This is a genomic window from Streptomyces sp. NPDC093109 (assembly GCF_040701725.1).
Classification (GTDB): Bacteria; Actinomycetota; Actinomycetes; order Streptomycetales; family Streptomycetaceae; genus Streptomyces.
This window is the reverse complement of the sequence record NZ_JBFBEZ010000002.1, coordinates 309,235-321,309: the sequence shown is the minus strand read 5'-3', so window position 1 is coordinate 321,309 and position 12,075 is coordinate 309,235. Positions and strand designations below refer to the sequence as shown.

At 70.4% G+C, this 12,075-nt stretch carries 11 protein-coding genes and 1 pseudogene; 6 read left to right on the top strand and 6 right to left on the bottom strand.

Annotated elements, in window-relative coordinates; translation table 11 throughout:
- Positions 1–160 precede the first annotated feature (160 nt).
- The 4 genes and pseudogenes from AB0389_RS03910 to AB0389_RS03895 form a co-directional block, all read left to right on the top strand.
- Positions 161–349 (top strand): annotated as a pseudogene (locus tag AB0389_RS03910) (hypothetical protein); the annotation flags it as partial.
- Between the two features lie 476 nt (positions 350–825).
- On the top strand, positions 826–1,569 hold the full coding sequence (locus AB0389_RS03905; protein WP_366393776.1) for a transcriptional regulator: 744 nt from the start codon (positions 826–828) through the stop codon (positions 1,567–1,569).
- Positions 1,570–1,618: 49 nt separating this feature from the next.
- Complete coding sequence (locus AB0389_RS03900) at positions 1,619–2,053, top strand: roadblock/LC7 domain-containing protein (RefSeq protein ID WP_366393683.1); 435 nt, start codon at positions 1,619–1,621, stop codon at positions 2,051–2,053.
- Positions 2,054–2,131: 78 nt separating this feature from the next.
- On the top strand, positions 2,132–2,506 hold the full coding sequence (locus tag AB0389_RS03895; RefSeq protein ID WP_366393682.1) for a hypothetical protein: 375 nt from the start codon (positions 2,132–2,134) through the stop codon (positions 2,504–2,506).
- 16 nt (positions 2,507–2,522) lie between these two features.
- Here AB0389_RS03895 and AB0389_RS03890 read toward each other — a convergent pair whose 3' ends face one another.
- The 4 genes from AB0389_RS03890 to AB0389_RS03875 form a co-directional block, all read right to left on the bottom strand.
- Entirely contained in the window at positions 2,523–3,089 is a 567-nt protein-coding gene (locus AB0389_RS03890) for a hypothetical protein (RefSeq protein ID WP_366393681.1), read from the bottom strand.
- Positions 3,090–3,249: 160 nt separating this feature from the next.
- Positions 3,250–6,555, bottom strand: coding sequence for a S8 family peptidase (locus AB0389_RS03885; RefSeq protein WP_366393680.1), 3,306 nt, complete (start codon positions 6,553–6,555; stop codon positions 3,250–3,252).
- Between the two features lie 618 nt (positions 6,556–7,173).
- Positions 7,174–7,365, bottom strand: a complete 192-nt coding sequence (locus AB0389_RS03880) for a DUF397 domain-containing protein (RefSeq protein WP_366393679.1) — start codon at positions 7,363–7,365, stop codon at positions 7,174–7,176.
- A gap of 11 nt (positions 7,366–7,376) precedes the next feature.
- Positions 7,377–8,216, bottom strand: coding sequence for a helix-turn-helix transcriptional regulator (locus AB0389_RS03875; protein ID WP_366393678.1), 840 nt, complete (start codon positions 8,214–8,216; stop codon positions 7,377–7,379).
- A 195-nt stretch (positions 8,217–8,411) separates the two neighbouring features.
- On the opposite strand from AB0389_RS03875, the gene AB0389_RS03870 reads away from it, so the two are divergent.
- Both AB0389_RS03870 and AB0389_RS03865 read left to right on the top strand, forming a co-directional pair.
- On the top strand, positions 8,412–8,891 hold the full coding sequence (locus tag AB0389_RS03870; protein ID WP_366393677.1) for an ATP-binding protein: 480 nt from the start codon (positions 8,412–8,414) through the stop codon (positions 8,889–8,891).
- Positions 8,855–9,436: an NUDIX domain-containing protein gene (locus tag AB0389_RS03865; RefSeq protein WP_366393676.1), complete on the top strand. Its 582-nt coding sequence runs from the start codon at positions 8,855–8,857 to the stop codon at positions 9,434–9,436. The genes AB0389_RS03870 and AB0389_RS03865 overlap by 37 nt, the downstream gene beginning before the upstream one ends.
- Before the next feature lie 120 nt (positions 9,437–9,556).
- Here the strand turns inward: AB0389_RS03865 and AB0389_RS03860 are convergent, their stop codons facing one another.
- Both AB0389_RS03860 and AB0389_RS03855 read right to left on the bottom strand, forming a co-directional pair.
- A complete protein-coding gene (locus AB0389_RS03860) occupies positions 9,557–10,408 on the bottom strand; it encodes a MurR/RpiR family transcriptional regulator (RefSeq protein ID WP_366393675.1) in 852 nt (283 codons plus the stop codon).
- On the bottom strand, positions 10,405–12,021 hold the full coding sequence (locus AB0389_RS03855) for an aromatic amino acid ammonia-lyase (protein WP_366393674.1): 1,617 nt from the start codon (positions 12,019–12,021) through the stop codon (positions 10,405–10,407). Before AB0389_RS03855 ends, AB0389_RS03860 begins: the two co-directional genes overlap by 4 nt.
- Positions 12,022–12,075: the final 54 nt, after the last annotated feature.

Genomic DNA, 12,075 nt, shown 5'->3' with positions numbered 1-12,075 from the left:
GGCGTGGTCCACCGAAATCGCGCCACCCTCGGCCGGACGTTCGAGCATGTTCCGATGGAAAATGCCAGAACGCCCACCCCGCTCCCGAACGTTGCGTAATCTCACGGTTACCGCCATACGACAGTGCGACCGCACGCCCGGCCTGGGGAGGGGAATCCGCGTGCCCGGAATCGATGCATGCCTGGAAGAGGCCATGAGCCTGCCAGGCGCGCGCGGAGCGGCGATTGTCGACTGGACCAGCGGCCTCGCGCTCGGCACAGCGGGCGAGTCGCCCAACGGAGACCATGAGGCTACCGCCGCCGAGACGGCCGAGATAGCCAGAGCGGCGGCCGAGTACTCGGCGTTCGCGCCGGTGGAGAGACCCACGAGACCGGCGCGACCGGCGCTGGCGCTGCCCGCGGGACCGATGGCCACGGCCAGGGCGCTGCCCCCCGGCTTAGGCCCCGTCCCGCCACCGTCCCCCGCCGGTCCCCCGCCACCCCCCGTCGCGCGGCCCGCCTCCGCGCCACCCTCCGCCGGGCCCCCCGGCACCCCCGGAACTCCCAGAACCCCCGGGAACGAGAAGGGCCCGCCGGTCGAGGACCTCATCGTCACCACCCGCACCGGCTATCACATCCTCAGCTTCGTGGAGACGACGTTCGACAGCAGCGTCTTCCTGCACCTCTGGCTCGACCGGGAATCCGGCAACCTCGCCCTCGCCCGCATCCGCCTCAGGCGACTCGCCGAACGGCTGGTTCTGGGATGACCGCGCAGTCCCCCCTCCCCCACATACCGCCGGCCCCCGCCCTGCCGCCGGGGACCCATATCCAGTCGGCCGTCTCCCCGATGCTCGTCCGGCTCGCGGGCGAGCGCGCCACCGGCGCCCTGCTGCGCGACCAGGGCACGCTCTATCTCGCCGACGGCCGCGTCGTCCACGCCGAGAGCCCCGTCGCACCGGGCATGGACGTCCTGCTCACGGCAGGCGGGCGGTTACCTCGCGGCGGCTGGGAGGAAGCCGTCGACCGCGCCGGCACCCGCCGCGAGGTCGGCAGATACCTCGTGGACAGCGGCCGGCTGCACGACGGAGAGCTGGAAATCGCCCACCTGGGCGCCCTGTTCGACGCCGCGTTCTTCGCCCTGGCCCCCGGCAGCGGACCCACCCGGTTCCGGTACGGGGTGGCGCACTGGATGGGTCCCGTACGGCCCGTATCCGCGACGGCCGTCGAGCGCGAGACGGTACGACGGCGCGAACTCCTCGACCACGTATGGCCCTACGCGGCCGTCGACTCCGCGCCCGTGGTGGCGCGCGAGCCGGCGCCCGGCCAGTCCGTCACCCGCAGGCAGCGCGCGCTGCTGGCGCTGGCCGACGGCGTACGCACCCCGGTGGCCATCGCCTGGGCGCTGGGCCGGCCGGCGTTCCACACCCTTCTCGACGTCCGGCGGCTGGCCGCCGCCGGGCTGGTCGAGACGCCCGACGACCCGGTGCCGCCCGCGCCCGCGACGCTTCCGCCGTGGGTGGCGACGGTCTCCGGCGACCCGGACATCACGCTGTTACGCCGGCTCCGCGACGCCCTGGAGGCAAGCCTGTGATCCCCCGCTCCATCCACCGCCGCCCGGTCCGTGCCACCCCGTCATGGTCATGAGGCGTGCTCTGCGGGCGCGTGCCGAGAGGAGACAGCTGATGAGCGCAGAAGCCGACGTACTGGGTGAGATCAGACGCCTACGGGCCCGCCTCCCCCAGCTCACGGGGGCACTGGCGGCCAGCACGGACGGCCTGGTCCTCGCCCAGGACACGGCCGACGTGGAACCCGAAGGCGTCGCGGCCCTCACCGCCGCCGCCCTGGGCGTCGCCATGCGCCTGACGGACGCCACGGGCCAGGGCGGCTTCCGCGAACTGCTGATCCGGGGCGAACTGGGCTACGTGGCGACCTACGCGGCGGGCTCCTCGGCGGTCCTGACGCTCCTGGCGGAGCCCCGGACCAATGTGGGCCGGCTGCATCTGGAGGCCCGCCGGTCAAGCGCCAGGATCGGCGAGCTGGTGGACGGCGCCCTGGAGCGCCTGGAGAACGCCTGACGCGGAAGGCCCCACCCCGAAGACACCCACCTCACCCAACAGATCAGATCAAACTCACAGAAGGAAGTGCGACGATCCATGGCCAACACCGAAGCCGCTCTCAAGGAAGCCGTCACATCCATCGAGGGCGCCATTGGGGCAGCCCTCGTCGACTACGCCAGCGGAATGGCCCTCGGCACGGTCGGCGGCAGCAAGGACCTCGACCTGACGGTCGCGGCGGCCGGCAACACCGACGTGGTCCGGGCGAAGGTCCGCACCATGGAACTGCTCGGCCTGAAGGACGAGATCGAGGACATCCTCATCACGCTCGGCGGCCAGTACCACCTGATCCGCCTCCTCAAGGGCCGTGGAAACAGCGGCCTCTTCCTCTACCTGGCGCTCGACAAGGCCCGCGCGAACCTGGCGATGGCCCGCCACCAGCTGATGAAGATAGAGGCGAACCTGGAGGTCTGACAGACCTCCAGCCCGCTCAACGGCGACGCCGCGCCCCGCCGGGTGCGGCGTCGCCGGCCGCGATTCCGGTGGTCCGGTAGCCCTTCACCCGCTTGCCGACCGGCCGTCCGGCGCCGGCCCAGTCGGTACGTACCCACAGCAGCGCGTCGTCCCGGCGCTCCCGCGCCCCCAGCCACAGCGCCTTGGCCCACAGCCCGGCGCCGACGCCCGCGAGAACGAGCCCGCCGGCGATGGGCAGGACGAACGAGAAGGCCGCGGCCACCAGGAACGCGCCCAGCAGCCACCACCGGTGCGCCCGCCGCCAGTTCCGCAGGGTTACGGCGCGGTCCTGGAGGATGTCGAACTTCCCGGCCCGCGAGGCGGCGTCCGCCCACCCCGCGTAACGCCGCCGCCGCACCAGCACGACCACGGCCGCGCACACCAGGAACAGCGCGGCCCCGGCATACCCGCCGATCCGCCGCCCGGTCAGCCCCGGGATCAGGAACCCGACCCCGGCGGCCACCACCCCCAACCACCACAGGGGCACGGCCCCCGCCCGTACGACCACCGCGACCCGCGCCAAGGACTGTCCGCCGCGCCCCACTGTCTGCCTCCTAGAAGTCACCGTCCGGAGCCGTTCGTGGCGAAGGATAATAACGCTCTCTGAACGTTCTCTGAGAGCCCGGAGAGCCCTGGGAAGGCAACGAGCGCTGTGACCGGAAGGTCTGCCGTGGGGCTGGTGAACCTTCCGGCCACAGCACCGGCTAGTTGAGCAGGTATGCCTTCTCGATCGTCACGTCGTAGGCGTTGCCGCTCGTGTCGGTGACCTTCGCCTTGAGGGAGACCGAGGTCGCGGTCTTCGGGTGGGTCAGGGTGATGTGGTGTCTACCGTCCGTGCCCGTGCCGTAGGTGACCGGAGTGTCGGCCCAGACCTTGCCTCCGTCGTAGGAGACCTGGACGGTGAGCGACCCGAGGTTGTTCTGCGCCGGGCCCCGGACATGGAGCGGGAAGGTGACCGTCTCGCCGGCCTTCGCGGTGCTCGTCAGATCCAGACTCGGCGTGAAGCGGACGATGTTGATGGGCAGGCTCTCGGGCTTACCGCCCGTGACCTGCTTCGAGGTGAACGTCCAAGCCGCCACGAGCCGGCTCGTGACACCCGCGAGCGACGTGGATCGCGTTGCGTCCGTGCTTATCCGGTACGTGGCGGACCCGGCGGGAAGGCTTTCGAGCGTCCCGCACGTCCCGGCCTGCTCGTCGAAGACGGTCTTGCCGTCGACCGTGACCATGGTGCGCTGCTTGGCGACCCCCGAGTCGCCGCGGTGGCCGACCCCGTCGGTGAACTCGTTCATGCAGAACTGCAAGTCGTTGCCGAGCCGCCTGCTGTTCCAGTAAGACTCCTTCGGGCTGAACACACCGACATTGAAGGTCTCCGCGTACGTCTTCCCCGCCTCGAAGGTCCTGGGGTCACCAGCCTCCAGACTTACGCCCAAGCCGTCGTCGCCGTCCTGGTAGGCCCCGAGGTCCCAGGTCAGGTATTTGGGCGCGGTGAAATAGGTCTTGGCCGTGGTGGGCAGGGCGAACGAGTCGGTCATCAGGCCGGTGCTGTACGACGACGACCCTGTGCTGTCGATCCAGGCCGGCAGGAGAGCGCCTGTACGGTTCTTGGCGGAGGAGCCGAACTTGACGTTCAGCAGAGCCAGTTCACTCATAACGGCCGTGTGGTTGAACCCGGTGTAGAACGAACCGGTGCGGTTGTAGAGCAGGTTGTAGCTGGTGCTGCCCTTCTGCCAGAGGCCACCGACCTGCGCGTTCATCAGCGCCGTCGGGACCTGCGGGCCGACATGGCCGACGCGCATGCCGTTGAAGTTGTCCAGCAGCCAGCCGCCGGAACGAACCCAGTCCCCCTTCACACCGAAGCTCACATACGCGTAGAGAAGATTGGCGGAGGAGTCCGGCGCGGTGATGCTGATCGGCTTCGCCGTGCGGGCGTCGAAGGTGACGGTGGTCTCCTCGGTGACGTTCAGCTTCGGCTGGACCAGCCAGGCGTAGTCCGAGCCGGTCTCCACTCCCGTACTGAGCGTGTACGGGCCCTTCGGGAGCCGGATCTTGACGGTACCGCTGTTGCCGGCCATCACATCCTCGGTGAAGCGGCCGTCGTGGCTGAACACCCAGGCCAACGCCGCGGTGGGCTTGCCGTTGTTGTCGATGAACTTCAGCGTGACGTCGTGCGCCTCGCCCTCGCGGACGGCGCCGAAGGTCGTGCGGACGGTCTGGGCGCCGTCGGGTGACTTGGCGACGACCGCGCCGGTGAAGGTGCCGTCGACGCCGCCGATGTTGATGTTCGCCTTGAGGGCGGCCTTCGTGCTGCCGCCGGCGGGGACGGTGACCTTGGTGGCGCCGAGGACGAAGAAGCCGTCCGGGACCGTCTTGCCGGCCGGACCGGCCACCTCCAGCGACAGATCGAGCGTGACGGGCACCGTCCCGCTGTTGCTGTACGTGATCTCCTTGGTGACGGGCAGGGCGTAGGTGTGCGGCCACGGATGGGTGCCGAAGTTCACTCCGGTCTGCTCGCTGACGACGGTCTGGGTGATCGCCTTCGTCAGATCGGCACGGCCCGTCCCCTGCTGGTTCGCACCCAGTCCCGCGCTGGGCTTGGCCGAGGAGACCAGCGCCTGCTTGATGCGCTGGCCGGTCCAGTCGGGGTGCTGCTGGGCGAGGAGAGCAGCGGCGCCCGCGACATGCGGGGTCGCCATCGACGTACCGGACATGGCGACGTAGCCGTCGGCCGCCGGGTCACCGATGAAGCCCTGGGCGGCCTTCGCGGCGACGATGTCCACGCCGGGCGCGGTGATGTCCGGCTTCAGCGCCCCGTTGGTCGTCGGGCCCACGCTGGAGAAGTCGGCGATCCGGTCCTTGCTGTCCACCGCACCCACCGTGAGCGCGGAGGTGGAGCTGCCGGGAGAGCCGACCGTGTTCGCGTCCGGACCCTCGTTGCCGGCGGCGATGACGAAGAGGATGTCGTTCTCGGCCGACAGCTTCTTGACCGCCGCCTCCAGCGGGTCGGTCCCCGGGGTGTCCTCGCCACCGAGGCTCAGGTTGGCTATCTTCGCGCCCTGGTCGACGGCCCACTGCATGCCCGCGATGATGCCGGAGTCCTCGCCCTCACCGTTGTCGTTGAGGACCTTGGCGTCGAGGATCTTCGCGCCGGGCGCGACCCCGAGGTACTTCCAACCGGACTTGGCACCCGAACCCGCGATGATCGACGCGACATGCGTACCGTGGCCGACGTGGTCGACGGTGTTGCCCGAGCCCGAGAAGTCCTTCCGGGCGATCGAGACACCCTTGAGGTCGGGGTGCGTCTGGTCGACCCCGGTGTCCAGGACGGCGACCTTCACGCCCACACCGGCGTAACCGGCCTGCCAGGCCGTCGGCGCGCCGATCTGCGCCACGCTCTTGTCCAGCAGCGCCTTGCGCTTCCCGTCCAGCCACACCCGCTCGATACCGGGGGCGGTCTCACGGGCCTCGTTCGGCGCGTCGGTGGGCTCGGTCAGCGCGTCCCAGGCCTCGGACGCCTCCTCCTTGGGCACGGTGACCGCCTCGCCACCGACGGACGGCAGAGCGCGGCGCACCGAGACGTCCGCCTCGGCGATGGCTGTCCTGGCCTCCGCCTTCCGGCCCGCGTTCTTCTCGTACGACACGATCAGCGGGAGCGAGGCCCGCCGCTCGTCGTCGTACCCGGCCTTCCGCAGCCCCGTCACATTGAACAGCCGCCGGTCCAGCTTCCCCTGGACCACCAGCGGAGCGGCGTCCGCCGGCAGGACGTACACCTCGTCCCCGACGGTCCTGATGTTCATCCGCGTGCCCTCGCGGCCCTTGCCGGGCTGCACACGCGTCACCCGGCCCTTGCTGTCCATCAGGACCTGGTCACCGGTGATCAGGGTGACGGAGCCGCCGGCCTCCGCCTGCCGCCCCTTCACTCCGAGTACCTCGGCATCGCCGGTCCCCGACGCGGTGGCGGTATTCACGGTGGCACCCGATATGAGCCCGGCCGTCAGCAGGGCGGCCACCATGGCCGCACCCGCTCTCCTTCTGTGAGTACGCAACACTTCCCCAACTGTGTAAGCACTGACCCGAACAGGACTCCCGAGGCGCGTGCGTCCCCCTCGGACACATCCTCAGAAAACGACAACCACCGGGACCCACGGCGCACGAAACTCACAACCCACGTGCGTGCAAGCAGAGTTGAAGAGGATCCAGGTGGTTGCCCAACTCCGGGCGATAAGACGATCAGCACCCCCCGCAGGTTCTCCCGCACGACCAGTTTCTTTCGTCAGGAGGCGTACGGTTCGAGCGCGCCGCGCAGGATACGGACGCACGGCCTGTGATCTCGTCCCGGCTCAGGGTCCGCAGATCCGGAATGTCCACGGTGCGGGTGGTCGCGCGCCGGTGGTGTTCCATGATGCCCAACCCCGGCCCCGGGGCAACGCGAAGGGGCCCTCCCTCTGACGAGGAAGGGCCCCTTCGCACATGGAGCGCCCGGCAGGCCTTGCACCTACATTTCCCACCGGCAGGTGGGCGTCTTTCCTTGGACCACAGACGCGAGACTTCGTTTCGCTGAACCGAAGTAACACCATGATCATACAAGAGACTTGAGGTTCGGATCAACAACGGTCGCCACCGAGACGGCCCTACCGTCGCACGGCGTCCACGAACGTCCGCCAGGACGCCGCCGCGAAGACAACGGCCCCACGCTCGCGATCCTTGGTGTCACGAACGGCCTGACGGCCGGAGCGCAACCGGCCGTGCTCCACGCACCCGTTGTTGCTGCCGCTGTATGTGCTCTTGCGCCAGACCGCACCGTCGAACTCGTCGGAGGTCACTGCCCACTGTCCTAGAGGAGATCACGAATGTACTTCTCTGAGGCGGACGGCGAGAGAGCCGCTGCGGTGAACTCGTCCCATACACGCGTGTACATCTGAACGTCCGTCCGCTGTTCCAACAACGTACCACCGGTGACATGCTCCAACCATGTGACGTCGATGGACGGTTCACCGCTGAGCGAGAAGAGCGTGAACGGTGCGTACTGCTCGGCCGGAATCGCAGCATCGAGGGGCAGGATCTGGATGTTGACGTTCGGCCGGTCCCCCATCTCCAGCAGGTGCCCGAGCTGTTCTCGCGCCACGGCCGGCGACCTGCCGATCCGGTGGAGTACAGACGCCTCGATGATCGCGCGCAGCCGGAATTCCAGTTGGGAGTCAAGGAGTTCCTGTCGCTTCATCCGCGTCTCGACCAGCGCGTCGATCATCGCCACCGGCGTACGCGCCTCGAAGATCTGCCGCATGTACGACTCGGACTGGAGCAGCCCCGGGATGACCGCCGGGCCATACTCACGCACCAGCGCGGAGTCGGACTCCAGCGTCAGGTAGTCCTTCAACTCCTCGTACAACAGCGGGCCTTGGCCGCTCCACCAGTCCACCTTGTGGATCTCCCGGGAGAGCCGCTTGACGCTCGCGATGTACGCCTCGTCCTCGACCCCGTAGAACTCCAGCAGGACCGTCAGATCCAGCGGCCTTATGCCCCGCTTGCCGTTCTCGATCTGCGAGATCTTCGGCTGACCGCACTGCAACTTGTCGGCGATGTCCTGGACCTTGTACCCCCTCTCCACACGGAGTCGCTTCAGCTCGTTGCCGAGCCGCCTGCTACGCATCGTGGGCATATCGCTCTGGGCCATGCCCTCATGGTGGCGCTCTCACAGCCAGATACAAGCCTCCGCAGGCATCATTCACTCTCAAGAGTTAAGCCGCCTAGGAATACTTGCCTTAGCAATCCTCCTTCGCACACCATCAGCCCGTAACACGGCGCACCGACCCGGTGACTCGCCGTCGTCCACCGCGCTGCCCCCACCGGCAGCAGCCCAGGAGGAGCCATGGCGAGCGTGGCCGGGATCGAACGGGAGCTGCGGCTCAGCCTCACCGTGCGGCCAGCCGAGTTGGGCCGTATCCGGCGTGACCTGCTGGAACGGCTGGACGCATGGGGGTACGCGGCCGTACGTGACGACGCCGTTCTCGTCGTCACGGAGCTGCTGACGAACGTTCACCAGCACGCCGGCGGGCGGTGCGACCTGCTCGTCAGACCCGCCGAACCGGGCCCCGAACCGGGCCTTCTCCTCATCACGGTCAGTGACCCCGTGATGGTCGCGCCGTCCCGACGGAAGGCACACAAGGCACCCGGCACCGCCGAGGACGGCCGGGGGCTCGTCCTGATCGACGCGCTGACCGAGCACTGGGAGACCGTGCTCACCGCGACCGGCAAGGACATCCGGTGCGTCATGCGAGTGCCTCCACCCCTACCCCACAACGGAGTTGACCCGTGTCCGTCGACGCACGCGCCATCTTCAAAGAGCTGAACACCTACCTCGTCGCCCACCCCGACGAAACCCCCGCCCTCATTCCGCTCTTCGACTCGATGCTCGACCACGAGCACGCCGGCCGCTGCACCCACCACAGCCGCTGCCCGGTGATCAGCGCCGGGGCCGTTCTCGTGAACGAGCGCGGGCTGGCGCTCGCCCTCCGTCGCGGCGACGCCAACAGACCGGAAGCCATCTGGGGATTCGCCGAGGGCGACCCCGAGCACGCGGATCGCTCCCTCCGGGACACCGCCGCGCGGGTGCTTCAGGAATCGACCGGCGTCCATGACCTGTGGCCGGTGGCCGGTACGGAGAGCCCGGTGCTGGTCGATACGTCGCGTATCGCGTCCGAAGGAGCCGAACCGCCCACGCCCACCCGCACGCGGTACGGGTTCCGTTACCTCTTCCGCGTCCGCACCGGCATGGTGCTGCGCACCCTGACCCACCTGGGCCACGCACGCTGGATATCCCTCGACGCCATCGGATCGCCCCTGCTCAGCTCACGGTTGAAGGCCCGCCTCGGACGTCCGGGCGGGCCCACGTGAGCCCTGGCGCCCAGCAGCTCGGTTACGTCATCGCCGTCCTGGCCATCGGCGGCTCGCTCGCCTTCGCCATCTGGCGCGGCTGAGCGGCACCCCCGTACGCCCTGATACGCCCTGACACCCTCACTCCACGAACAGCCCCCGCACGCTCGCCCGCGCGTCGAACTCCTCCAGCCGCGCCTGCGCGTCCGGCAGCCCGTCGCACATCGCCTCCAGCAGCACCCGCCCCAGCAGCATCGGCGCGCACACCGTGTCGAAGGCGAGGCCCGTGCCGACCGCCGCCGGGATCAGCAGGTCGCTGTGGCGGGCGACGGGGGCGAAGGCGGAGTCGGCGATCGTCACGACCGTCAGGCCGGTGGACCTGGCGTACGCCAGCGCGTCCACGACCTCCTTGGGGTGGCGCGGCAGCGCGAAGCAGAGCAGCGCGCTCGCGCCCGCGTGGCGGGCCGTGTCGATACGGTCGGCGAGCAGCGTGCCGCCCTCGTCCAGGAGCCGGACGTCGGGATGGACCTTGGCGGCGAAGTACGCGAAGCCGCGCGCCTGCGAGGAGGCGGCGCGCAGGCCGAGGACCGGGAGCGGGCGGGAGGCGGCCAGCAGGCGGCCGGCGCGTTCGACGGGGGCCGGGTCGGCGAGGAGTTCGGCGAGCTGGCGCAGGTTCTCGATCTCGCCGTGGACGGCCTGCTGGTACTCGTTGTACGAGGCGCCCCGGTCCGTCTCGGCAGGCCCGATCACGTTGCCCGGCGCGACCTCCCGCAGATGTCTGCGCAGCGCCGGGTAGCCGTCGAAGCCGAGCGCGACCGCGAAGCGGGTGACGGACGGCTGGCTGACGCCGGCGAGTTCGGCCAGTTCGACGCTCGACAGGAACGGCGCGTCGGCCGCCCGCCGGACCATGCTGTGCGCGATGCGCCGCTGGGTGGGCGTGAGGCGGTGGCCCTCGAAGAGCTGCTGGAGTCGGGCGGCAGGGCTGTCGCTCATGCGATCCCCCTTGTCGGTTCGGTTGAGGGCAGGTAGGCGCCGGGCGCGCCGCCGTACCCGTCGCCGTCGCCCGCGACGTCCGCGAACCGGTCGAGCAGCGCGGCGGCTGCCGTCACATCATCGGTCAACGGCCGGTCCGCGACCGCCTCTTCGAGTACGGACCCGGCCAGCTCCAGCGCCCGGCCGACCGGAAGCCCGGCGTCCGGGCTCAGCCCGCGCAGCCGCAACGCCCGTACGGCGGCGACGAGTTCGCAGCCGACGACCAGACGGTACGCGCCCGCCACCCGCAGCGTCTGACGTGCGGCGAGCGACGCGAAGCTGGCCTGTTCCTCCACGCCCCGGGACAGTACCGCGTGGCCGAGCGAGGCCGGGGCCGCGTAGGCGCGCAGATCGCCGAGGGCCGCGCCGGCCGCGTACTCCAGGATCATCACGCCGGAGCTCGCGGGCTCGGCGTCCGCGAGGAACGGGCGCAGCCGGGTGAAGGCCGGTTCGTTCAGGGCGGAGAGCCGGGAGGTGGAGAGCCGGGCGGTCTGGACGAGCGAGAGCCTGAAGTGGTCGAGCGCGAGGGCTATCTGGGCGAGATAGAAGCCGCCGTGGTGGTACGCGGCGGGGATCGGGTCGGCGTCCGTGCCCGGGAAGATCAGCGGGTTCTCGGCGGCGGCGTTGATCTCGACGGCGAGGGCGGCCTCCAGCGCGTCGGCGGCGTCCCGCGCGGGGCCGTGGATCTGCGGCACGCAGCGGAAACCGTACGGGTCCTGGATGCGGCCGAGCGGCGGCCCCGGCCGTTCGTCGGCGCCGAGGAACCGGCGCATCCGGGCGGCGACTGCGTACGAGCCGACGTGCGGGCGCGCGGCGTGCACGGGCTCGGCGTACGCCTCGTACGAGCCGTCGACGGCCAGCAGCGAGAGCGCGGCGACCAGCTCGGTGGCGTCCAGGAGGCGGCGCAGCTCGTGCAGGGCGAGCGCGGCCTGCCCGAGCGTCAGGGCGTTGCTGCTGATCAGGGCGAGGGCGTCGTTGTTGTCGAGCGGCTGTGCCTCGGGGGCGCGCCCGCCCTGCCAGGGGTGCTCGCCGACGAGGGCGAGGCCCATCTGCGCGAGGGCCGCGATGTCGCCCGTACCGACTGAGCCGAACGCGTTCACGACCGGGTACGCGCCGGCTTCCAGCGCGTCGCAGAGGGCCGTGATGACGGTCGGCCTGAGTCCGGCACCGCCCGCGAGCAGCTGGTTCGTCCGTACGGCGAGCATGGCGCGGACCTCGCGGGCGGGCAGGGCGTCGCCGATGGCGCCGGCGTGGCTGCGCAGCAGGCGCAGCCCGTGGTCGGCGGCTGCCTCGCTGGGCACGCTCTCGCCGCGGTTGGCGCCGACGCCGGTGGACCGCCCGTACACCCGGCCGGAGGCGGCCAGCTCGCGCGCGACGTGCCAGCTCAGCTCGACACGCTTCATCGCGTCGGTCCCGGGTACGGGACGAGCGGCGCCGGAGGCGAGGCGGACGACATCGGCGACGGGGAGGCTCCGGCCGTCGAGCACGACGATGGCGGGGGGCGAGGGCGCGGTGACGACAGCGGCGGCAGGTGCGGACGGCGTCACAGCGCCGTCACTCTCGGTCCTGGTCATACCACACCTCTTCCGTCTCGCCGCGCCCTGCGATCACTGCCGCTACGCACATCC